Annotated in this window: 19 protein-coding genes and 2 pseudogenes; 18 read left to right on the top strand and 3 right to left on the bottom strand. The window is 41.4% G+C overall.

The window, feature by feature from the left end:
* The 11 genes and pseudogenes from DXA05_RS14030 to DXA05_RS13980 form a co-directional block, all read left to right on the top strand.
* A partial coding sequence (locus tag DXA05_RS14030; RefSeq protein WP_284515556.1) for a transposase occupies positions 1–263 on the top strand: 263 nt, incomplete at its 5' end.
* Positions 264–368: 105 nt separating this feature from the next.
* Positions 369–1,304 carry a 23S rRNA (adenine(1618)-N(6))-methyltransferase RlmF gene (rlmF, locus tag DXA05_RS14025; RefSeq protein WP_128859283.1) on the top strand — a complete coding sequence of 312 codons (936 nt, stop codon included), beginning with the start codon at positions 369–371 and terminating at the stop codon, positions 1,302–1,304.
* 50 nt (positions 1,305–1,354) lie between these two features.
* A complete protein-coding gene (locus DXA05_RS14020) occupies positions 1,355–2,122 on the top strand; it encodes an N-acetyltransferase (protein ID WP_008643116.1) in 768 nt (255 codons plus the stop codon).
* Between the two features lie 154 nt (positions 2,123–2,276).
* Complete coding sequence (locus tag DXA05_RS14015; RefSeq protein ID WP_015532712.1) at positions 2,277–4,028, top strand: helix-turn-helix domain-containing protein; 1,752 nt, start codon at positions 2,277–2,279, stop codon at positions 4,026–4,028.
* Positions 4,029–4,099: 71 nt separating this feature from the next.
* Positions 4,100–4,462: a DUF488 family protein gene (locus tag DXA05_RS14010; protein ID WP_004315183.1), complete on the top strand. Its 363-nt coding sequence runs from the start codon at positions 4,100–4,102 to the stop codon at positions 4,460–4,462.
* Positions 4,463–4,546: 84 nt separating this feature from the next.
* Positions 4,547–5,779, top strand: a complete 1,233-nt coding sequence (locus tag DXA05_RS14005; RefSeq protein ID WP_004315182.1) for a Cof-type HAD-IIB family hydrolase — start codon at positions 4,547–4,549, stop codon at positions 5,777–5,779.
* Positions 5,776–6,891 carry an isochorismate synthase gene (locus DXA05_RS14000; protein WP_009040767.1) on the top strand — a complete coding sequence of 372 codons (1,116 nt, stop codon included), beginning with the start codon at positions 5,776–5,778 and terminating at the stop codon, positions 6,889–6,891. The genes DXA05_RS14005 and DXA05_RS14000 overlap by 4 nt, the downstream gene beginning before the upstream one ends.
* Before the next feature lie 19 nt (positions 6,892–6,910).
* Positions 6,911–8,578, top strand: a complete 1,668-nt coding sequence (menD, locus tag DXA05_RS13995) for a 2-succinyl-5-enolpyruvyl-6-hydroxy-3-cyclohexene-1-carboxylic-acid synthase (protein WP_008643120.1) — start codon at positions 6,911–6,913, stop codon at positions 8,576–8,578.
* A 3-nt stretch (positions 8,579–8,581) separates the two neighbouring features.
* Positions 8,582–9,406, top strand: a complete 825-nt coding sequence (gene menB / locus DXA05_RS13990) for a 1,4-dihydroxy-2-naphthoyl-CoA synthase (RefSeq protein WP_004310001.1) — start codon at positions 8,582–8,584, stop codon at positions 9,404–9,406.
* A 172-nt stretch (positions 9,407–9,578) separates the two neighbouring features.
* A pseudogene (locus DXA05_RS13985) lies at positions 9,579–10,603 on the top strand (o-succinylbenzoate synthase).
* 21 nt (positions 10,604–10,624) lie between these two features.
* Complete coding sequence (locus tag DXA05_RS13980; RefSeq protein WP_008643122.1) at positions 10,625–11,761, top strand: AMP-binding protein; 1,137 nt, start codon at positions 10,625–10,627, stop codon at positions 11,759–11,761.
* Between the two features lie 310 nt (positions 11,762–12,071).
* Here DXA05_RS13980 and DXA05_RS13975 read toward each other — a convergent pair whose 3' ends face one another.
* On the bottom strand, positions 12,072–12,548 hold the full coding sequence (locus DXA05_RS13975) for a Dps family protein (protein WP_128859282.1): 477 nt from the start codon (positions 12,546–12,548) through the stop codon (positions 12,072–12,074).
* A 138-nt stretch (positions 12,549–12,686) separates the two neighbouring features.
* Between DXA05_RS13975 and DXA05_RS13970 the strand changes: the two genes are divergently transcribed.
* A complete protein-coding gene (locus DXA05_RS13970) occupies positions 12,687–13,613 on the top strand; it encodes a hydrogen peroxide-inducible genes activator (protein ID WP_015532718.1) in 927 nt (308 codons plus the stop codon).
* A gap of 24 nt (positions 13,614–13,637) precedes the next feature.
* Here DXA05_RS13970 and DXA05_RS26520 read toward each other — a convergent pair whose 3' ends face one another.
* Entirely contained in the window at positions 13,638–13,808 is a 171-nt protein-coding gene (locus DXA05_RS26520; protein WP_015532719.1) for a hypothetical protein, read from the bottom strand.
* A gap of 117 nt (positions 13,809–13,925) precedes the next feature.
* Between DXA05_RS26520 and DXA05_RS13965 the strand changes: the two genes are divergently transcribed.
* Entirely contained in the window at positions 13,926–14,615 is a 690-nt protein-coding gene (locus DXA05_RS13965) for an MIP family channel protein (protein ID WP_128859281.1), read from the top strand.
* Between the two features lie 139 nt (positions 14,616–14,754).
* Here the strand turns inward: DXA05_RS13965 and DXA05_RS13960 are convergent, their stop codons facing one another.
* Positions 14,755–15,477, bottom strand: a complete 723-nt coding sequence (locus DXA05_RS13960; RefSeq protein WP_015532720.1) for a NigD-like protein — start codon at positions 15,475–15,477, stop codon at positions 14,755–14,757.
* Between the two features lie 176 nt (positions 15,478–15,653).
* Between DXA05_RS13960 and DXA05_RS13955 the strand changes: the two genes are divergently transcribed.
* The 5 genes and pseudogenes from DXA05_RS13955 to DXA05_RS13935 all read left to right on the top strand — a co-directional run bounded on the left by DXA05_RS13955 (position 15,654) and on the right by DXA05_RS13935 (position 22,962).
* Complete coding sequence (locus tag DXA05_RS13955) at positions 15,654–16,202, top strand: sigma-70 family RNA polymerase sigma factor (RefSeq protein ID WP_004314738.1); 549 nt, start codon at positions 15,654–15,656, stop codon at positions 16,200–16,202.
* Positions 16,203–16,208: 6 nt separating this feature from the next.
* Complete coding sequence (locus DXA05_RS13950; RefSeq protein ID WP_128859280.1) at positions 16,209–17,507, top strand: outer membrane beta-barrel protein; 1,299 nt, start codon at positions 16,209–16,211, stop codon at positions 17,505–17,507.
* A gap of 212 nt (positions 17,508–17,719) precedes the next feature.
* On the top strand, positions 17,720–18,316 hold the full coding sequence (locus tag DXA05_RS13945) for an RNA polymerase sigma-70 factor (RefSeq protein ID WP_004314736.1): 597 nt from the start codon (positions 17,720–17,722) through the stop codon (positions 18,314–18,316).
* A 67-nt stretch (positions 18,317–18,383) separates the two neighbouring features.
* A pseudogene (locus tag DXA05_RS13940) lies at positions 18,384–19,381 on the top strand (FecR family protein).
* A gap of 161 nt (positions 19,382–19,542) precedes the next feature.
* A complete protein-coding gene (locus DXA05_RS13935; RefSeq protein ID WP_128859279.1) occupies positions 19,543–22,962 on the top strand; it encodes a SusC/RagA family TonB-linked outer membrane protein in 3,420 nt (1,139 codons plus the stop codon).
* The last annotated feature ends 6 nt before the right edge of the window (positions 22,963–22,968 follow it).

Raw genomic sequence — 22,968 nt, 5'->3', positions numbered from 1 at the left:
CCACAAACTATGACAAGGATGTAGCAAGAGCAAAGCTGGCACTATGGTATAATAAGATTGAAGAATATGGATACGATACATTCACAACAGTAGCAAACTCTATTGAGAACCATTATGAAAGGATTTTGAACTTCTTTGTGAACAGGAGTACAAATGCAGCAGCGGAAGCATTTAATGCTAAAATCAAAGCATTTAGGGCATCATTTAGAGGAGTAGTGGATATGAGATTCTTCCTTTTTAGGCTAGCAAAGGTATATGCATAAATGGAATTAACAAATATTAATCCCCCAAGAATTACAACTGAGCCCAATTTAGTGTATTAACAGGGAAAATTTGCAGACAGGAAATTTCTCTGTATCTTTGCCGACATGGCGCAAAAAGGTGAGTTACATATAAGAAATAAGCACAATGGTCAATATGATTTTCCGTTGTTGATAGAAAATTATCCTCCACTTAAGAGATTCGTATCACTTAATCCTCTGGGTGTACAAACTATAAACTTTTTTAATCCGCAAGCTGTAAAAGCTTTAAATAAAGCATTATTAATCAGTTATTATGGCATTCGTTATTGGGATATACCGAAACAATACTTGTGTCCACCCATTCCCGGAAGAGCGGATTATATTCATTATATTGCCGATCTTATTCAGCCGGATAGGGTAGCGAAAGATTTGCGGGTAGAGGATGAAGATGCGAACGAACAGAAAACGAAATGCAGATGTCTGGATGTTGGGGTAGGTGCAAATTGTATTTATCCGATTATAGGGCACACAGAATATGGATGGACATTTGTGGGCAGTGATATTGATCCGGTCTCGATTGAGAATGCACGGAAGATAGTGACTTGCAACCCGGTATTGGCACATAAGATTGACTTGCGACTTCAGAAAGACAGTCAGAAAATTTTTGATGGAATTATCATGCCTGGCGAGTATTTTGATGTTACGATATGTAACCCTCCGTTTCATAGCTCGAAGGAAGAAGCGGAAGACGGAACCTTGCGCAAATTGAGTAGCCTGAAAGGGACGAAGGTGAAAAAAGTACAATTAAATTTTGGCGGGAGTGCGAATGAACTTTGGTGTGAGGGTGGAGAAATCCGTTTTATACTGAATATGATCTCCGAGAGTCAGAAATATCAGAAGAACTGTGGATGGTTTACCAGCTTGGTTTCAAAAGAAAAGAATCTTGAAAAGCTATGTGCTAAATTGAAGTCTGTGAATGCATCGGAGTATAAGATTATCAGAATGCAGCAGGGAACTAAAAGCAGCAGAATATTAGCCTGGCGATTTTCTAATAACTCATAATAATGAGTGCTTATCGATTTGTTATTTTTAAACCTATTAAATAAAATATTATGGAAACAAATTACATCACTTTGACGAAGGAGAATATTGCGGACGAACATATATGCTGTGCCTTTTCGGATAAGAAATGCAAAGATAGTTATGAGTTAAAAAAAGCATGGCTGAAAAAAGAGTTTGATAATGGTTATGTTTTCAGACGTATTGACGAACGGGCGAAAGTGTTCATCGAATATGGTCCTGCTGAAAAGGCGTGGGTTCCTGTCAGTGCTCCTAATTATCTGATGATAAATTGTTTCTGGGTGTCGGGTAAATATAAAGGATGCGGGCATGGTAAGGCTTTGCTGCAGTCTGCTATTGATGATGCGAAATTGCAGGGAAAAGATGGTTTAGTTACCGTAGTGGGCACTTCTAAATTTCATTTTATGAGTGATACAAAATGGCTGCTGCGACAAGGTTTCCAAACTATAGAAAAACTTCCTTACGGATTCAGTTTGTTGGCTTTGAAAATAAATCCGGCTGCTCCCGATCCTTCATTCAACGACAGTGTCTTGACAGGTGAGTGTCCTGACCGGGATGGAATAGTAGTGTATTATACTCATCGTTGTCCGTTTACTGAATTCCATGTTCGCGGTTCTTTGGTCAATGCAGCCAAGAGTAAGGATCTCCCATTAAAAATAATAGAATTAGAAACCATGGAACAGGCACAAAATGCGCCTACTCCAGCCACTATCTTTACTCTTTTTTATAATGGTAAGTTTGTTACGACCGATTTGAGCGTGTGTATTGAAGCCCGGTTGGGAAAGGCTTTAGGCTTGTGATTCTGTGAGATGAAGATTTATCAGAAACTAGGATTGGGATAAGAAGATAGCTAATGTTTCTTATTTTAATTTTGCAAAATTAAGATGTACCTTGCACTTTTTATGGAAAATACATATCTTTGGATGTTGAATGATTAAAATACGGTAAGAACTTATGCGTTTTTTTGTATGTATTTTGGTGCTTTTATTTGTACATAATCAATTTTCGAGGGCTGATAAAACTTTAACAGATGATTCTCTGTATACGGAGAAATATATCAGGGATATTTATATTCCCGAACCTAGGCGTGCTCTGCAATTACTGGACGAAGCGGAGAACAGGAAAACGATTCCTTTGCGGGTTGTAAATGAATTGCGTAGTTTATCATATAGTAATATGTATATGAATAAATTGGCATTTATGTATGCAAGGAAAGCTTATTTGCTTGATTCCATATATCAAAAAGATCCGAAACACATGCTGAAAATGACAGTACATTTGGCTGAGTTTTCGGCAATGATGAGTAAATATAATGAAAGTATGCGTTATGCATTAGATGGAATCAGGCAGGCGCAAGAATTAGGGAACAGGGAAGCCAAAGCCAGGTTATTTTTCTGTATGGGGGAGAATAATTGGAGATTATCTTTTAAAGATAAAGCATACGATTATTTTAACCGGACTATTGAGCTTTTGCGGGGCTCAAAGGAGATGCGGGAAATGATGCTGCTCTCTTATTACTATGGAGCAGAAATGAGCTTTTTAATGAATGATTCTCGAATTGATGAGGCATTGAAAGTGGGTTTTGAGCGTGAAAAGCAGATTAAACGGCTTAAGGAAGTACCTCAAATCTCTGAAGATTATGTAGATGGTCAATATAGTTATTTATATGCCAAATTAGCCTACATCTATTGCATGGAGAAGAAATATGAGAAGGCGGAGCAATATTATCAGAAATACTTATCAAAGAAAGAGTCTCATACTCCCGACGGAAAAATGTACTCGGTTCCTTATTTGGCGCTTTCCGGACAATATGAAAAGGTTATTGATAATTGCAGGGGGTTCAAGGAATTGATGAGAACCCAGCAGGATACTTTGAATGAACAGTATCTGACTGTCCTTCGACAGGAAGTGAAGGCATATTTGGGTATGCATAAATACAAAGAAGCTGCCGAGATACGTGAAACGATTTTAACTATAACAGATAGTATCAATACCCGGGATAGAAACAATGCTGCATTGGAATTGAATGCAATGTACGGCGCTTCTGAAAAAGAAGAATATATTGCCGAACAGGCTTTTCAATTAAAAATAAGAAATATTACCCTCTGTTTTCTTGCGTGTATTGTTGTGTTGACTCTGTTTATCGTTTGGCGTTTGTGGCATTTCAATCATATAGTCGAGTATAAGAACAGGATGCTTGCTAGGCTTATAAACGAGAAATTTGCTAATAGAAAAGATGGGAACCAGTTATCGGAAGTATACGAACAACTGGCTGTTGTGTCGGAGGTTGAACCGGAACGTATTTCACCCGAAGAACTGGAAGAACTTGCTAACGATACAGATAAAGAAAGTGGGGAAGAAGAAGAGAATAAGAAGATATTTCAGGAACTGAATGATATCGTTATTCAGAAACAGTTATATCTTTCTTCAGAATTGTCGAGAGAAGATCTGGCACAAATCGTACATCTGAATAACGCACGTTTTGCGAGGATGATAAGAGAATGTACCGGAACCAATTTTAATGGATATATCAATGAATTGCGCATTAATTATGCCATTGAACTGATGAAAAAGCATCCTAATTATACGATACGTGCCATTGCGGATGAGGCCGGATTTAATAGCACCCCGATTTTATACAATCTTTTTAAGAAAAAGACGGGAATGACTCCTTACGAATTTAAAAAAGCACAGGATTCGTTATAGAATTGAGTGGATTCTGCTAAACAATTTTCGCATTTTCCGGTTTATCTATTTATAATTAACTATTAATAGAGATGATACAGGTAAGGATAAAGCGGGTTTACGACGATTTTTCAGAAACAGATGGCTACCGGGTACTGGTAGATAAATTATGGCCACGTGGAATGAAGAAAGAATGGCTGAAGTACGATTATTGGGCAAAAGACATCACACCGTCTTCCACATTGCGTAGATGGTTTCACGAAGATATTCCCGGACACTGGGAAGATTTTGTCGTACAGTATCAGAAAGAACTTGACGCTTCTTCCTCAACGGCTGATTTTCTGACTCTTATCAAGCCGCATCCGGTGATAACATTGCTTTACGCTTCCAAAGAACCGGTGTATAATCATGCCCGTATCCTCCGCGATTATCTGGAAATGCGTTTGAAAGATTGAAATTAAAGTAATTTTTATCTGTTTACGCTTTCTGTCGTTCACTCAATTTCCTACCTTTGTAATCTAAATCAAAATCGTGTAATCATGAAGTATAAATTATTGGTTCTTGATGTAGACGGAACACTCCTCAATGATGCGAAAGAAATTAGTAAGCGTACATTGGCTGCCCTGTTGAAGGTTCAGCAAATGGGAGTACGTATTGTGCTGGCATCCGGCAGACCTACTTATGGCCTGATGCCGCTGGCCAAGATGCTTGAACTTGGAAACTATGGAGGTTTTATCCTTTCCTATAATGGCTGTCAGATTATCAATGCACAAAACGGGGAAATTCTGTTTGAACGTCGGATTAATCCCGAAATGTTGCCGTATCTGGAAAAGAAAGCCCGTAAAAACGGTTTTGCCTTATTCACTTATCATGATGATACGATCATAACGGATTCTCCTGAAAATGAACATATCCAAAATGAAGCCCGGTTGAATAACCTGCAAATAATCAAAGAAGAAGAATTTTCTGCTGCCGTTGATTTTGCTCCTTGTAAGTGTATGCTGGTGAGCGATGACGAAGAAGCACTGGTTGGTCTGGAAGATCACTGGAAGAGACGATTGAACGGAGCGTTGGACGTATTCCGTTCGGAACCATATTTTCTGGAAGTAGTTCCCTGCGCTATCGACAAAGCCAACTCTTTGGGTGCTTTGCTGGAGGTACTGGATGTGAAGCGTGAGGAAGTGATTGCTGTGGGCGACGGTGTGTGTGACGTAACAATGATTCAGTTGGCCGGACTGGGTGTAGCTATGGGACATTCACAAGACTCGGTCAAAGCCTGTGCCGACTATGTGACTGCTTCGAATGAGGAAGACGGAGTGGCCGTTGCAGTGGAGAAAGCTATCATAGCCGAAGTGCGTGCAGCCGAAATTCCCCTTGACCAACTGAATGCGCAGGCACGCCATGCATTAATGGGAAACTTGGGAATTCAATATACATACGCCGACGAAGATCGTGTGGAAGCAACGATGCCGGTAGACCATCGTACCCGTCAGCCTTTCGGCATTTTGCATGGGGGAGCTACTCTTGCACTGGCAGAAACAGTTGCCGGACTCGGTTCGATGATTCTTTGCCAGCCGGACGAGATTGTAGTAGGAATGCAGGTCAGCGGAAACCATATATCTTCTGCACATGAAGGAGATACCGTGCGTGCAGTAGGAACAGTTGTACATAAAGGACGTTCCTCCCACGTATGGAATGTAGACGTGTTTACTTCAACAAACAAACTGGTGTCTTCCATACGGGTAGTCAACAGTGTGATGAAAAAGAGATGACCGACGAAGAAATAAGTAACTTGACAACTATTGATGCATTTATTCAGCGGAAGCAGCCGTTTGCTGTTTACCGTATTCCCGGAGAGAAAGTTCCCCGTCTGTTGACGCAGGCGGAAGGAGCGGTCCGTTTGATATACGATTTGAAAGAACTGAATGGACAGAGAGGATTTGTAATTGCTCCGTTTCAGGTGAGTGAGTCATGTCCGGTTGTGTTGATTCAACCCGATCAGTGGGGGCAGCCTTTACCGGTGGATGATGATACGGAAGAGGACCGGGAGATAGCCTTGCGCCTGCAAGGGCAAGAATCATTTCTGACTTCTTCCACGGAAGAATATACGGCATGCTTTCATACCTTTATAAATGCGTTACGTGACAGGACTTTTGATAAACTAGTGCTTTCCCGTCATCTTACAGTTGATAAAGTAGCTGATTTCTCTCCTTCGTCCATCTTTCGGGCGGCTTGTAAACGTTATATTCATTCGTATATATACTTATGTTATACTCCGCAGACAGGGATCTGGCTGGGAAGCACTCCCGAAATCATTTTATCGGGTGAGAAAGACGAATGGCATACGGTTGCGCTGGCCGGAACACAGCCTTTGCAAGATGGCAGACTGCCGCAAGTATGGGATGAAAAGAACCGGAAGGAACAGGATTATGTATCTTCTTATATCCGTCGTCAGCTTCTTTCACTAGATATCCATGCTACGGAAAACGGGCCATATCCTGCTTATGCCGGTGCTTTGTCACATTTAAAAACCGATTTCCGGTTCGCTTTGAAAGATAATAAAGGTTTGGGAGACCTTCTGAAAGTTTTGCATCCGACACCTGCCGTATGCGGCTTGCCGAAGGAAGAAGCCTATCAGTTTATTTTGCAGAACGAAGGTTACGACCGCCGCTATTACTCCGGTTTTATCGGATGGCTCGATCCGGAAGGGCGAACAGACTTGTATGTAAACCTGCGCTGTATGCATATCGAAGATAAACAACTCACTCTTTATGCCGGCGGTGGATTATTGGCCTCTTCGGAACTGAATGACGAATGGCTGGAAACGGAGAAAAAGTTGCAAACCATCAAACGGCTGATTGCAGTGCCTCCTTTAAAATCATAAACTACTAATAATTATCATCATGTATACAGACAAGAAGAACATACTCCAGTTGGTTGCGTTGCTTGAGGCGCATGGGATTACTAAGGTTGTGTTGTGTCCGGGTAGTCGTAACACCCCCATAGTGCATACTTTGTCTAACCATCCGAATTTTACCTGCTATCCGGTGACGGATGAACGGAGTGCCGGCTATTTTGCCATCGGTCTTGCGTTGAATGGTGGTAAGCCTGCTGCTGTCTGCTGCACTTCCGGTACTGCATTATTAAACCTTCATCCGGCTGTGGCAGAAGCATTTTATCAAAATGTTCCTCTGGTCATTATTTCTGCAGACCGTCCCGCTGCCTGGATCGGACAAATGGACGGACAGACTGTACCACAACCAGGCGTATTTCAGACGCTGGTCAAGAAGTCGGTAAACCTTCCGGAGATTCATACGGAAGAAGATGAATGGTATTGCAATCGTCTGGTGAATGAAGCATTGCTGGAGACGAACCATCATGGAAAAGGACCGGTACATATCAATATCCCTATTTCTGAACCATTGTTCCAGTTTACGGTCGATTCGCTTCCAGAAGTGCGTGTCATAACCCGTTATCAGGGGTTGAACGTCTACGATCGTGATTATAACGATTTGGTCGACCGGATGAATAAATACCAGAAGCGTATGATTATCATCGGTCAGATGAATCTTATCTATCTGTTTGAAAAAAGATATATCAAGTTATTATATAAACATTTTGCCTGGTTGACGGAACATATCGGCAACCAGACAGTTCCCGGTATTCCGGTAAAGAACTTCGATGCGGCGCTTTATGCCATGCCCGAAGAGAAGGTAGATCAGATGGTTCCGGAGCTGCTGATTACTTATGGAGGACATGTCGTTTCCAAACGATTGAAGAAGTTGCTCCGTCAGCATCCGCCTAAAGAACATTGGCACGTATCGCCGGACGGTGAGGTGGTCGATTTGTATGGCTCATTAACTACGGTGATCGAAATGGACCCGTTCGAGTTTCTGGAGAAGATAGCCAGTTTGCTGGACAATCGGACTCCTGAATATCCCCGTGTGTGGGAAAACTATTGCAAGATCATTCCTGAACCGGAGTTTGCTTATTCGGAAATGTCTGCTGTCGGTACGTTGTTGAAAGCCTTGCCGGAGTCATGTGCGTTGCATCTGGCTAACAGTTCGGTGGTGCGCTATGCGCAATTATACTCCATTCCTTCTACGATTGAAGTTTGTTGCAACCGGGGAACAAACGGCATTGAAGGCTCGCTGTCTACGGCTGTCGGTTATGCGGCAGCTTCCGACAAACTGAACTTTATAGCTATCGGAGATTTGAGCTTCTTCTATGATATGAATGCGTTGTGGAACGTCAATGTTCGCTCCAATCTGCGTGTTCTTCTGTTAAATAATGGAGGAGGAGAGATTTTCCATACCTTGCCGGGATTGGATATGTCGGGTACCTCACATAAATTTATTGCGGCAGTTCATAAAACATCGGCCAAAGGTTGGGCAGAAGAGCGTGGGTTTCTCTATCTGCAAGCGCAAAATGACGAAGAACTGGCTGAAGCGATGAAAACTTTCACTCAACCGGAAGCTATGGAGCAGCCTGTGCTCTTGGAGGTGTTTACCAACAAAAACAAGGACGCGCGCATGTTGAAGAATTATTATCATCAATTAAAACAAAAATAGATTATGTCAACACAAAGAGAGTGGACAACCATTAGAGAATACGACGATATTCTTTTTGATTATTATAATGGAATTGCCCGTATCACGATCAACCGTGAGCGCTATCGGAATGCGTTTACTCCGACAACTACTGCTGAAATGAGTGACGCATTGCGCATCTGCCGTGAAGAAGCGGATATTGATGTGATTGTGATTACCGGAGCCGGTGATAAGGCGTTTTGTTCGGGTGGCGACCAGAATGTGAAAGGACGTGGCGGATATATCGGAAAAGACGGTGTGCCTCGTCTAAGCGTATTGGATGTGCAAAAGCAGATTCGCAGCATCCCGAAACCGGTGATTGCTGCCGTGAACGGTTTTGCTATTGGTGGCGGACATGTGCTTCATGTGGTATGTGATTTGTCCATTGCGTCGGAAAATGCTATTTTCGGTCAGACGGGTCCTCGTGTAGGTAGCTTTGATGCCGGATTCGGTGCGTCTTATCTGGCACGTGTGGTAGGTCAGAAGAAAGCACGCGAAATCTGGTTCCTCTGTCGGAAGTATAATGCACAAGAAGCATTGGACATGGGATTAGTGAATAAAGTAGTTCCTTTGGAGCAGTTGGAGGACGAATATGTGCAGTGGGCAGAAGAAATGATGTTGCTTAGTCCGTTGGCTTTGCGCATGATTAAAGCAGGATTGAATGCCGAACTGGATGGTCAGGCAGGTATTCAGGAATTGGCAGGTGACGCAACGTTGCTCTATTACCTGACTGATGAAGCACAGGAAGGCAAGAATGCGTTTCTGGAGAAACGTAAACCGAACTTCAAACAATATCCGAAATTCCCTTAAAATCGGCTTTGCCACAGAGTACCACAGAGTTTGCTTTTCCTGCGTTTAAGCCCGATTTTCTGCAAAGCAAGACTGTGGAGGAGAGAATGGTAGGAGAACTGCAAGAGATATAACTTATTAAAACTTCGTGAGGCTCTGTGTTATTCTGTGGTGAATTGAAAAATTATTCACGATGAATTGTAAAATAGAAATTATTCCCCGATTGCTCCATTTCAAGCAACCTGCCGGGACTTCCAGAGGAACATATACTACGCGTAAAGTTTGGTATCTTCATTTTACCTCTCCTGACTTCCCTGGCAGAGTGGGAATAGGGGAGTGTGCACCTTTGCCCGCTTTAAGTTGTGACGATCTTCCTGATTACGAAGATATATTAGTGAAAGTCTGCCGGAAAGTAGAGAGGGAACAAGGCAGATTGGATATGGATGGCTTGTGTGACTATCCTTCAATTTTATTTGGTCTGGAAACGGCCATCCGGCATTTCTTTGCAGGAAACTGGGCTTTATGTGATACGGCTTTCTCACGTGGAGAAGTTGGTATTCCGATTAACGGCCTTATTTGGATGGGAGATTTTCAGAACATGTTATCCCAGATTGAGAAAAAGATGGAAGCCGGATTTCGTTGTATCAAGTTAAAGATAGGTGCCATCAATTTCGAAGAAGAACTGACATTGTTGCGCCATATTCGTACGCATTTCTCTTCTAAAGAAATAGAGTTGCGTGTAGATGCAAATGGTGCTTTCTCACCCGTGGACGCAATGGAAAAACTGAAACGTCTGTCCGAGTTTGATTTACATTCTATCGAACAGCCAATCTGTGCCGGACAATGGGAGGAAATGGCTCGGCTTGCTGCCGAATCTCCATTAGCGATTGCTTTGGATGAAGAACTGATAGGATGCAATACGCTGGAAAGGAAACAGGAGCTGCTTTCAACAATTCGTCCGCAATATATCGTTATTAAACCTTCTCTTCATGGAGGAATATGCGGAGGAGACGAATGGATTACCGAAGCTGAAAAACAACAGATCGGCTGGTGGATAACTTCCGCTCTGGAATCAAACATTGGCTAAACGCCATTGCCCAGTGGTGTGCAACATTCAGCAATCCGTTGCCACAGGGACTGGGAACAGGGGCGCTCTTTACAGACAACGTGGAAGTGCCTCTTGAAATAAGAAAAGATTGTTTATGGTTTTGTAAATGATAGTATTTAAAGGATATTCCGATGATATTCGATCGAAAACAACAACGCTTGTTACTGGAAGGAAAAGAATATACTTTTGAGGATATAAGCCGATTAATAGCAGGAGGAGCGGAGGCTCATTCTCCTGCTAGTTGGGATTTATATCTTTTCCTGAACGAATGGTTTAACGATTCTCCTGTCATCATTGTTCATACATCAGGCTCTACGGGTACACCTAAAGAGTTGATTGTACGTAAAGACCAGATGATGCAAAGTGCGCGTCTGACTTGTGAGTTTCTGGATTTGAAGAAAGGAGAGACGGCATTACTTTGTATGAATCTTCGTTATATTGGTGCAATGATGGTGGTCGTGCGTTCGTTGGTTGCAGGCTTGAATTTGATTGTACGTCCTGCTTCCGGTCATCCTTTAGCGGATATAAAAGAGCCTTTGAGATTTGTGGCAATGGTTCCCCTGCAAGTTTATAATACGTTGCAAGTTCCCGAAGAGAAAGAACGATTGAAACAGACGGATATTTTGATTATAGGTGGTGGAGCTATTGATGAGGCTTTAGAGGCGGAGATCAAACATCTTCCGACTGCCGTCTATTCTACCTATGGCATGACTGAAACTTTATCTCATATTGCTCTTCGTCGGCTGAACGGAACATTGGCTTCGGAACATTATTATCCGTTTTCTTCAGTAAAACTGTCTTTATCTGTAGAGAATACGTTAATTATTGATGCCCCTTTGGTATGTGATGAAATATTGCAAACCAATGACATTGCACGCATCTATCCCGATGGAAGTTTTATGATTTTGGGTCGGAAAGACAATGTGATAAATAGTGGAGGAATTAAGATTCAGGCGGAGGAAATGGAGAAATTGCTTCGTTCTTTTATTCCTGTGCCATTTGTTATTACTTCAGTTCCGGACCAGCGTTTAGGGCAGGCTGTAACCTTACTATTGGAAGGTCAGCCAGAATTATTGGAAGGTCAGCCGGACACTAAAGAAATCGGAAACAAACTACAGGAAATATTGGAACCTTATTATCGTCCCAAGTACATATGGACGACAGATTGTATTCCGCAAACAGAAAACGGCAAGGTTAATCGTGCGAAGTGTCGTATTTTAGCCAAACAAATGTTGACGACGTTTTACACTCACACTCTCACACCTTGATTGAAATCCTTTATTCATCAACGTTTCAGGGGCCTCTAATTGTCTTACCCTAGTTTTAGTTGAGACTTATTAGAGTCAACAAAATTCAGGGTAAGACATTTTATTTCAGTAGAATAAGTTTCATCTTTTGAAAGTTGTTGCTTACTTTTATAAATCTTGATAAATAAAGAACAAAACTAATTTTTTTAATAATATCAGCGAATGAACGTATTTAGATAGTACTAGTACACTGGAAATAATAAAGAGAGAATATTCCTTTTACGGAAATATCCTCTCTTTCTCACTTAAAAACCTAAACCTTTTATCTTAATTATTTGCTATTATAAGCCGTCAACATCCAAACTAGTTTTTCCTGTTCTTTCAGATAATCGCTCATCATCGAAACGGTTACTTCATCTCCGGCTTGAGAAGCGATAGACAAGATTTTACGTTCTTCACCAATCAGATAACTGATACTCTGAAGGATATTGTTCAGTGCCTGTTCGCCGTTGCTCACCTTATCTACTTCACTGATATTTGCTACTTTCAAATAATCGCTGAATTCATTGGCAGGAGTACCGCCCAACATCAAGATACGTTCTGCAATTTCGTCTACCTTTTCGGCTGTGTCATCATACATCTTTTCGAATTGGCTGTGGAGAACAAAGAAATCATGTCCTTTGATATTCCAGTGGAAACCGCGGAGATTGGTGTAATACACTTGGAAGTCTGCTAATAGTTGTTGCAAAGATGCTACTACGTTGTTTGCTCCCGATTCATTCAGTTTGATAAATTCTAAAGTTTTCATATTCTTTTTATTTTTAATGATTTATACTTGTTTTCTTTTTTTTCTGTACTGCAAAGATAAGGCGGAAAATGCTTGTTGTCAAACTGAAAATTTCTATCTTTGCATAGATGAAATCTATAACTTAACATGATTTGATAGATGACGATACAACAATTAGAATATATATTAGCCGTAGACCAGTTCAGGCATTTCGCACGGGCAGCCGAATATTGCCGTGTGACGCAACCTACTTTGAGTGCCATGATTCAGAAGCTGGAAGATGAATTGGGAGTAAAGTTATTCGATAGGACAGTGCAACCCGTTTGTCCGACACCCATCGGGCAGAAAGTGATAGACCAGGCTCGTGTGATTCTGGCGCAGGCAGCTCAAGTAAAAGAAATCATCAGTGAAGATAAGCAATCATTATCAGGCGTGTTCCGTTTGGGAGTATTACCCACTATCGCTCCTTATTTGCTACCCCGCTTTTTCCCTCAACTGATGGAGAAATATCCCGAACTGGATATTCGTGTCACGGAAATGAAAACCCAGGATATTCAGCAAGCTCTGCATGCCGGTGATTTGGATGCAGGGATTATTGCCAGTAAATTAGAAGACACATTCTTGACGGAAGAAACTCTCTTCTATGAGCAATTCTATGCTTATGTATCACGGAAAGAACCCTCGTTCAAACATGACATAATCCGCACTTCCGATATAACCGGTGAACATCTTTGGCTTTTGGACGAAGGACATTGCTTTCGTGACCAACTTGTCCGTTTCTGTCAGATGGAAGCGGTGAAGGTTAGTCAGATGGCTTATCGTTTGGGAAGCATGGAAACCTTTATGAGAATGGTAGAAAGCGGAAAAGGAATCACTTTTATTCCCGAACTGGCAGTGGCTCAATTGACGGAAGAACAGCGACAATTAGTACGTCCGTTTGCTATCCCCCGACCGACGCGGCAAGTGGTGTTGGCGACAAATAGAGATTTTATTCGTCATAGCCTGCTATGTGTTCTGAAAGAGGAAATAAAAGCTGCAGTCCCAAAAGAAATGCTTACTTTGCAGTCCATACAGTGTTTGCTATAATAATAGAGGTTGAGATGATTCCTGTCATATACCCTTGTATCGGGTATAAGCGAAAAGAATAATTTCAACAGTGGCAAAGTGGATTCCGGAGAAATTCATTGGAGTGAAGTCATAGCTCAATTCTTGCTTGATAAAAGAGTTTACGGTAGCCCATAAGGTAGAGGCTAATATGGCGTGCAAAAGTCCTTTTTTCATTTTATTTGCTTGTCTTTTATTCAAAAATGTTGCGAAGGCAATAATAATTTAGGCACGTAGGCTTTGTTTTCTTGGGTTAATTCTCTATATTTGATGCATCAACCATTATTTATAGTTATGAAAAAGTACATTGCAGAAATGATTGGAACGATGGTGCTCGTTCTTATGGGATGCGGAAGTGCCGTTTTTGCCGGTAGTGTAACCGGTACGGTAGGTGCTGGCGTGGGAACAGTCGGCGTAGCTTTAGCATTTGGTCTTTCAGTAGTAGCGATGGCGTATGCTATCGGAGGTATTTCAGGATGTCACATTAATCCTGCTATTACATTAGGAGTGTTCTTAATTGGGCGTATGAATGGAAAAGATGCAGGTATGTATATGATTTTCCAGGTAATCGGAGCTATTATCGGCTCGGCTATTCTTTTTGCCTTAGTTTCCACCGGTGCTCATGACGGACCTACGGCTACAGGTTCCAATGGTTTTGGCGATGGAGAAATGTTGCAGGCATTCATTGCGGAAGCAGTATTTACTTTCATTTTTGTATTAGTGGTGCTCGGCTCTACTGACTCGAAGAAGGGAGCAGGCAATCTGGCAGGACTTGCCATCGGTTTGACTCTTGTATTGGTACATATTGTATGTATTCCTATCACAGGGACTTCTGTAAACCCGGCACGTAGTATTGCTCCGGCATTATTCCAGGGAGGAGAAGCACTGTCGCAGTTGTGGCTGTTCATCATTGCTCCATTTGTAGGAGCTGCGTTGAGTGCGGTAGTTTGGAATTATCTGGGAGATAAGGAAGAAAAGAAATAATTCCTTTATAAGGATAACTTCTTTATATAAAGGAGAAGATAAAAGGGCGGCAGTTTCACAACTACCGCCCTCTTTTGCGTAATTAATATATTATATTAAAAAAGAGTGTGTTTTGCACGTTTACATTAGATTTATAATCTTAGGGAAACTTTACTTCATAAGTTTTCGGTCCGCCATATAAAGTGTTGACACGGATCCTTAATCCTTTTTTCCCTTCCATCCGGTCTTTGATCTTATCCAGTTTGAAAGATACATATCCTTCGCCCAGGCTTTGAGGATAATCACCTTCACTGTTATGACGGAATTCCAGATTGATATATTCGTCCTCCGCACTGTCTTCGTCAGCAGTGGGAGCGGTTTCTTCTTTGTCATTAATCACTAGATTCAGGAAATGTTTTTTATCTTCACTATGCGTTCCATAATATTGGAATTCAATCGTTAGATATTTATTATCCTTGTTGATCCACATATAAGTTGTGTTGATCTTGTCATCTCCGACTTTTTCTTCGTCGTTGTCATCTTCACCCATCGTGATGATGTCTTTAGTTAAGATTGGATTGATACCTCTCACCTGAATATTAAGGTCGTATCCATTCACAGGCTCTTCCAGCTCGTTGAATATCACAAAAGCTCGTTGTCCTTCCACCCAATCTTTATTACTCCATCCTTGCGCATTGCTGGGATACATCTTTTTCCCGTCATCCAAAGTGAAATAAAATTCCTTGCTATCCTGGCTAATCATATTGATGGTACTGACAACCAGAAGATCGGACGGGTTGTCATCGTCGTCCAAACATGACTGGAGAATCGGCATTGTAGTCATAATAGCAAAGATAAAGGCAATGAATTTAAATTTCTTCATATACTTATTTAAGTTTTAGATTATATAAAATGGTTCCTTTGTATTGTGAAAATGCAATGGGATAGAAAATATTGCATTTGAATCTGTTAAAGAAACAAAAGTGATAAAAGAGTTGTTCTCTCTATGCAGTATTTCTATCTTTGCTGCATTTATAAGTTAAACACGTGTATAAGAGAATGGAAGAATTAGAGTTGTCGGAACAATGCAGGCTAGGCAATAACCAAGCTCGCAAAGAACTGTATGAGCAGTATGCGGGACGTATGCTTGGCATCTGTCTTCGCTATACCGGCGACCGTGATACAGCCCAGGATCTGCTTCACGACGGTTTTTTAAAGATATTCGATTCCTTCGACAAGTTCACCTGGAGGGGTGAAGGCTCCCTGCGGGCTTGGATGGAAAGGGTGATGGTCAACACAGCTTTGCAATATCTCCGGAAAAATGATGTAATCAATCAGTCGGCACCATTAGAAGAGTTGCCTGAAGAATATGAAGAACCGGATGCTTCTGATGTAGAAGCTATTCCACAGAAAGTGTTGATGCAGTTTATAGAAGAACTACCTGCCGGATATCGTACAGTGTTTAACCTTTATACATTCGAAGACAAATCGCATAAAGAAATCGCACAGGAATTAGGTATTAATGAAAAATCTTCGGCTTCGCAACTATTTCGTGCGAAGAGTGTATTGGCAAAAAGAGTAAAAGAATGGATAATGCATAATGGATAGATAGAGATGGAAGAGAAAGAATTGTGGATGAATAAGTTGAAGGAGAAGCTCGCGGATTATTCCGAGCCGGTGCCTGCTTCCGGTTGGGAACAACTGGAAAAAGAACTTATGCCTCCTGTGGAGAAGAAAATATATCCTTATCGAAAATGGATGATGGCTGCTGCAGCTGTTATATTGTTAGCCGTCGTTTCGTCGGTAAGTCTATATTTTCTGGGGACACCGGCCGCGGATGAAATACGTCATATAAAGACTCCGGCATTGGCATCTACACCCGATGCGTTGCCGGGTGTGCAACAACCGGATGTGCAGGGCACTTCCGTAGAACCCGTCTTGCGACCAGTGGCTCGTGAAGACCGTTTGGCGAAAATTGATAAGAATCTTACAGAACAGAAAACAAATGCAGGCCAATCTGCAATAGAAAATAACAACGAACCTGTAACAGGGAATGAAAATAATCCTGTGATTGAGGAAGACCAGATGCTCAAAGGTGAGACGGAACAGACGAAAAATGAAGCAAGGCAGGTTGACAGTGAAAATGTGGGTCAGGCTACACAGTCACAGGACACCGAACGGCCGAACAACAGGCCGCGTCGCCCTTCCGGCAGAGACAAGCTGCATATTCCGGCAGAAAAAAGAGCACCTCAAAAAGGAACATGGTCCATGGGACTCTCGGTCGGAAATTCGGGCGGAGCATCCACAGAAGTCGGTGCCGGCTCTCATGCTTATATGTCTCGTGTGAGTATGCTTTCTGTTTCCAACGGTCTGATGGAGATACCTAACGATCAGACATTGGTTTTTGAAGATGGAGTGCCTTATCTGCGTCAGGCAAAACAAGTGGTCGACATTAAGCACCATCAACCTATTTCTTTCGGATTGTCTGTCCGTAAAGGACTGGCCAAAGGATTCTCTCTCGAAACGGGATTGACTTACACATTGCTTTCTTCGGATGCGAAACTGGCGGGTGAAGATCAGCAGATAGAACAAAAACTTCATTATGTCGGTATTCCGCTGCGTGCTAACTGGAATTTCCTTGATAAAAAACTCATCACTCTCTACGTTTCCGGTGGAGGTATGGTGGAGAAATGTGTTTATGGAAAGCTCGGTTCCGAGAAAGAAACGGTGAAACCTTTGCAATTCTCGGTATCCGGTGCGGTAGGTGCACAGGTGAACGCAACGAAACGTCTGGGTATCTATGTAGAACCCGGTGTTGCTTATTATTTTGATGACGGTTCGGATATACAGACCATACGTAAAGAGAATCCGTTTAATTTCAATATACAGGCTGGTATCCGCTTGACTTATTAATGCGAACTACCTTACTGAACATAGTGACGGTATCCGTTCAAGATAGCGTCACTATCCTGATTAGATAGCGTCACTATCTTGAACGGATGGCGTCACTATCCTGATATTAGTATCTTTTTCCTCATAAAAATCGGATAATTGAGAAAATATTAATAATATTGTCACCTGTTAATGGTCTATGGTTGCATACCTTTGTTGCAAAATTCTAAGCTATGGTGAATTTTACAGATGAAAAACATTTATTAATCGATTTAAAAGACGGTTCTTTTCAAGCATTTGAAAGATTGTATAATATGTACAGCGGTAAACTGTACAATTTCATTATGCGGCTTTCTTCCGGCAATCAATATATGGCTGAAGAAGTGGTGCAATCCACTTTTATCCGTATATGGGAAGTACGTGAGAAAGTCGATACCAACGCTTCATTTATTTCTTTTCTTTGTACGATAGCCAAAAATTTACTGATGAACATGTACCAGCGTCAGACCGTTGAATATGTTTACAATGAATATCTGCTGAAAAGCAGTGTGGATCGTGATTCGCAAACAGAAGAGAATATTGATCTTCATTTCTTGAACGACTATATCGACTCATTAGCAGAAGAATTGCCGGCACAGCGAAAGAAAATCTTTATCTTAAGTAAGCGTCAGAACTATACGAATAAGGAAATCGCTGAAATGATGGGTATTTCTGAAAGTACAGTCGCCACACAATTATCTTTGGCGGTGAAATTTATGCGTGAGCAGTTGATGAAGCATTACGATAAGGTAATTGCGCTTCTGATCGCCTTTTTTGTTAATGAAATGTAATTGTAATACACGTTTTTGGATAGTAGATAGGATGAAAATGTATACTTGTAAATAAGCAGGAAAGAAGATGGATAAGATATATTATAAAGAACTGATTGAAAAGTATTTCGATGGAAATATAACGGATGCTGAAATAAAAGAACTTTCCGATTGGATAAAGAACGACCGCCATTTACAGAACTGGTGGGAAGAAGAATTTTCCAAATCGGATGCCGGTATTAATCCGGTACTGCGCAACAAACTATTTGCCCGAATCAAAGAACAGACGCAGGGAAAAGAAGAGACACAGGGAAAAGAAGAGACACAGGGAAAAGAGAAACCAAGAACTATTCGCATGAATCCTTGGAAATGGCTGCCGCCATCGTTTTACCCATTTGTATTGCCTTCTTCACCTACTATCTTATAGATTCTTCCCAAACAGTGGGAGCACCCTTTATAGTAAAAGCTGATAAAGGAGATAAAGCAACCATCGAATTGCCGGACGGAACGAATGTCGTTCTCAATTCTGCTTCGCAATTAAGCTATCTGAATAACTTCGGAGAAAATGTGCGTCGTGTGCAACTGAATGGTGAAGCCTATTTCAAAGTAGCTCATGATGAAAAACATGCCTTTATAGTGCAGGTCGGTGATTTGGAAGTGAAAGTACTCGGTACTTCTTTTAATGTATCTGCCTATGAAGATGCCAAAGACGTGACAGTCGTTCTTTTGGAAGGAAAAGTAGGGGTCTATGCGCAGAAAATGTCGCATATCATGAAGCCCGGCGACAAAATAGAATATAACAAAGCCACTCATAAGATAACAGCCACTCAAGTACACCCGAGTGACTACATTGAATGGACGAAAGGAAATATCTATTTCGAGAAAGAATCTTTGGAGAATATAATGAAAACCCTTTCACGCATCTATGACGTAGAGATTCGTTTCGACTCCAATAAACTACCTAATGAATATTTCACCGGAACCATTCCGGTTGGTGGCATACAGAATGCATTGAATATCCTGATGCTTACTTCACCTTTCTATTATGAAATGGACGGTTCGGTGATTGTTTTGAAAGAGAAATAGTAGAAAAAATATAGAATAGAGCCATTCCGAAGCCCACTACTTAGGAATGGTTTTTTTGTTCTCTGAATTGAATAAGTTAACGAGAGTTAAAGTCTGATAGGCGATTGGACGAGTGAGTATAGTAGTCTGTATACCTATCAAACAACTTAAAAGTTTGATATATGAAGCACAAAACAACCTTTGAAAAGCTCCCTCAAGCAAATACAGGGAGAAGTAAGAACTGGAAAACACTGCGGGCTATCTGTCTGCTATTGTTTTTAAGCGTCTCTTTCACCGCTTATTCCCAAATAACAGTGAATGTGAAAGACATCTCTTTGAGAGCCTCTTTAAAGAAAATCGAGCAAGTAAGCAATTACAAATTCTTCTACAATGAGAGTCTGCCGGAGTTAAACCGAAAAGTATCGTTGAATGTGAAGAACGCAACGATTGAACAAACCATGCAACAACTTTTAGGAGGAATGGACTTAGCGTATAAGAAAGAACAAGATAATGTGATTGTATTGATTCGCAAAGCCCAGGACAAATCGATAACTAAAAAAATAACAGGTACTGTTGTCGATGAAAAAGGCGAGCCAGTCATTGGTGCCAGTATTGTGATAAAAGGTGAGTCGCACGGAACGATTACAGATTTTGATGGAAAGTTCACATTAGCAGACGTACCGGAAAAGGGAATATTGACCGTCTCTTATATCGGTTATAAAACAGTTGACCTTTCTGCCGCAGGGCAGACATTTGTAAAAGTTGTACTTCAGGAAGACAGTAAAATGATAGACGAGGTCGTTGTTGTCGGCTACGGAGTCCAGTCACAAAAGCTAGTCACTACTTCTATCAGTAAAGTAAAGATGGAAAATATAGATCAGGGTAATGACTATAATCCGATTAAAATGCTGCAAGGACGTGTAGCGGGTGTGAATATCTCCTCTGCATCAGGAACTCCGGGAGAAGCACCGAATGTTACCGTTCGTGGTATCGGTTCCGTTAGTGGGGGAAGCTCGCCGCTTTATGTGGTCGATGGTATCCCCAGCGAAAAATATCCCAACTTGAATCCGAATGACATTGAGAGCATGGAAGTTTTGAAAGATGCGTCTGCGGCTGCTATCTATGGTTCGCGTGCCAATGCCGGAGTTGTGTTGATAACGACCAAATCAGGTCAGCAAGGTAAGACGAAGATAGAGGTGTCCGGTCGTTACGGATTCGCTTATCTGGCTAGCGACATTGAAATGGCCAATTCGATGGAATATATGAATACGATGCAAGCCGCTATTGATAATTACAATGTGCAAATGGGAGCTAACCTTCAATTGTATGTTCCTTCTCAAATTCAGGAAACCAATTGGGTGAAAGAAATATCAAGAAAAAACTCGAAAACAGGTACCGGCTCTATCAGCATTTCCGGTGGAAATGAAAAGACCACCTTCTTTGCTTCTTTAGGCGCTAATACTCAAGAAGGATATTTGAATAAGAGCAGCTATGACCAGTATAATATGCGTGCCAAATTCACACATAAAATAAACAACCTGTTCAAACTGAATATGAATCTGGCAGGTTCGGCCAGCCGTTCAGACTTATTGGAAGAAACGAGTACCAGCTTGAAAGTACTTCGTACAGCTCGTGAGGAGCAGCCTTGGTATTCACCTTATAAAGAAGACGGAACATCTTATAAAGTGAACGGGACAGATATTTTGCGCCACAATCCGGTGATGCTGATTAATGAAGAAGACTGGGTAGCTAAGAAATATCAACTGTCTGGTGTGTTCAGCATAGACGTAACTCCTTTCAAAGGATTTAAGTACACACCAACAGTAAGCGTATATGGTATTTTGGACAACACATCTAAAAAATTGTCGGACAAGCATGATGCCCGTAAAAATAGTAGTGGTTGGGGAGCATTAGCCGAACAAAAAGACCAGAGTTTCCGCTATGTGATAGATAATATATTCTCTTACAACAATGAATGGAATAAACTAATCTACTCCGTCATGTTGGGACATTCGTTTGAGAAATACACTTATGAACAATTCGGGGCAAAGAGTGATAATTACGCTAACGGTGCATTTCCTTCCTCAAACTTTGATTTAATCAATGCAGGTCCTAATATTTACGCCGGAAATATTAGTTATACCTCTTATGCCTTAGAATCTTATTTCGGACGAATCGCTTTGAATTGGGACAATAAATACATACTGAATGCTTCTTTGCGTAGTGATGGTTCTTCCCGCTTTGCGAAGAACAAGAGATATGGTTATTTCCCTTCTGCTTCTTTTGCGTGGCGTGCCTCCAATGAGGAATTTTTTCCAAAAAACAAATACGTCAATGATGCAAAGTTAAGATTAAGCTGGGGTATGACAGGTAGCATGGCAGGAGTGAGTAATTATGCTCCGTTATCACTGATTAGTGCGGGCGGTGCTTCTTACAACGGTTCTGCCGGATTCCAGATTTCGCAGGATGCCCGTGCCTTGACTTGGGAGAAAGCCAGCCAGTTTAATATCGGATTTGATATAGAAATGTTTCAGTCTCGCCTGACTTTAAACATAGATATGTTCTATCAAAAGACTACCGATCTGCTGTTTAAGAAACCAGTCAATGCAACCACCGGATATACCACATTACAGTCTAATATCGGCTCATTAGAGAATAAAGGACTTGAGTTGGCTTTGAATGGTAAAATCTTCACCGGAAAGTTTAAATGGGATTTGGGTGGTAACATTTCTTTTGTAAAGAACAAATTGCTTTCCCTCATCGAAGGAAATGATATGTATATTGTTCCCAGCAGCGGTAGTAACCTTTTAGGAGGTTCGATGCATGCGTTGATTAACGGACAGCCTATCAGTACATTCTATATGTTAAAGATGGAAGGTATCTACCAGCGTGACGACGAAGTGCCTGCGAAACTGTATGCGAAAGGAGTCCGTGCCGGTGACGTGAAATATTTCGATTATAATGAAGACGGAGATATATCTGACGCCGACCGAATGAATGTAGGAAAAGCCATTCCTGATTTTTACGGTGGTATTACCTCCAACTTCTCTTACAAAGGTTTCGATTTGTCATTGTTCGGACAATTCTCGGTAGGCGGTAAAGTGATGTCGGCATGGCGGGGAGTGAACGGTTCCGAAGGTACTGACCATTTAGGGTTGGCACTGTCCAATGTAAAAGTAAACGACCGTGGCGAATCTGTCGAGCAATACTTTAATGTAAGCAAAGAAGTGGCAAACGGATACTGGCGTGGAGAGGGCACAAGCAACACGATTCCTCGTCCTGTAAGAATAGGAGTACATACCGGGTATGATTATGACTATAACGTGCAAACCTCAACACGTTATTTGGAAGATGCGTCCTATTTTAAACTGAAAACTGTGACTTTGGGTTACACTTTGCCGGAATCAGTCGTTAAGAAACTCCGTGTGAACTCGTTAAGAGTCTATGTTTCGGCTGATAATCTACTCACTCTCACCAAGTATTCCGGTTATGATCCCGAAACATCATTTTCCGGTAGCCCGGGAGACTCAAATTATGGAGTTGACTTCGGGTTGCAACCTGTATTACGAACATTTATTTTTGGTCTGAATCTAAACTTTTAAAAATAT

Origin of the sequence: Bacteroides sp. AM54-2NS, from assembly GCF_003602935.1 — a bacterium.
GTDB classification, from domain to species: Bacteria; Bacteroidota; Bacteroidia; order Bacteroidales; family Bacteroidaceae; genus Bacteroides; species Bacteroides xylanisolvens.
The sequence above is the reverse complement of the archived record's forward strand: the minus strand, read 5'-3'. Positions and strand labels throughout refer to the sequence as shown.

Coding starts and splice junctions, on each gene's coding strand:
- menB (WP_004310001.1), top strand. CDS start 8,582: ATGTCAACACAAAGAGAGTGGACAACCATTAGAGAATACGACGATATT.
- DXA05_RS13960 (WP_015532720.1), bottom strand. CDS start 15,477: ATGAAGAAATTTAAATTCATTGCCTTTATCTTTGCTATTATGACTACA.
- DXA05_RS14020 (WP_008643116.1), top strand. CDS start 1,355: ATGGAAACAAATTACATCACTTTGACGAAGGAGAATATTGCGGACGAA.
- DXA05_RS13980 (WP_008643122.1), top strand. CDS start 10,625: ATGATATTCGATCGAAAACAACAACGCTTGTTACTGGAAGGAAAAGAA.
- DXA05_RS13970 (WP_015532718.1), top strand. CDS start 12,687: ATGACGATACAACAATTAGAATATATATTAGCCGTAGACCAGTTCAGG.
- DXA05_RS14015 (WP_015532712.1), top strand. CDS start 2,277: ATGCGTTTTTTTGTATGTATTTTGGTGCTTTTATTTGTACATAATCAA.
- DXA05_RS13935 (WP_128859279.1), top strand. CDS start 19,543: ATGAAGCACAAAACAACCTTTGAAAAGCTCCCTCAAGCAAATACAGGG.
- DXA05_RS14000 (WP_009040767.1), top strand. CDS start 5,776: ATGACCGACGAAGAAATAAGTAACTTGACAACTATTGATGCATTTATT.
- rlmF (WP_128859283.1), top strand. CDS start 369: ATGGCGCAAAAAGGTGAGTTACATATAAGAAATAAGCACAATGGTCAA.
- DXA05_RS13950 (WP_128859280.1), top strand. CDS start 16,209: ATGGAAGAGAAAGAATTGTGGATGAATAAGTTGAAGGAGAAGCTCGCG.
- DXA05_RS26520 (WP_015532719.1), bottom strand. CDS start 13,808: ATGAAAAAAGGACTTTTGCACGCCATATTAGCCTCTACCTTATGGGCT.
- DXA05_RS13945 (WP_004314736.1), top strand. CDS start 17,720: ATGGTGAATTTTACAGATGAAAAACATTTATTAATCGATTTAAAAGAC.
- DXA05_RS13975 (WP_128859282.1), bottom strand. CDS start 12,548: ATGAAAACTTTAGAATTTATCAAACTGAATGAATCGGGAGCAAACAAC.
- DXA05_RS13965 (WP_128859281.1), top strand. CDS start 13,926: ATGAAAAAGTACATTGCAGAAATGATTGGAACGATGGTGCTCGTTCTT.
- menD (WP_008643120.1), top strand. CDS start 6,911: ATGTATACAGACAAGAAGAACATACTCCAGTTGGTTGCGTTGCTTGAG.
- DXA05_RS14005 (WP_004315182.1), top strand. CDS start 4,547: ATGAAGTATAAATTATTGGTTCTTGATGTAGACGGAACACTCCTCAAT.
- DXA05_RS13955 (WP_004314738.1), top strand. CDS start 15,654: ATGGAAGAATTAGAGTTGTCGGAACAATGCAGGCTAGGCAATAACCAA.
- DXA05_RS14010 (WP_004315183.1), top strand. CDS start 4,100: ATGATACAGGTAAGGATAAAGCGGGTTTACGACGATTTTTCAGAAACA.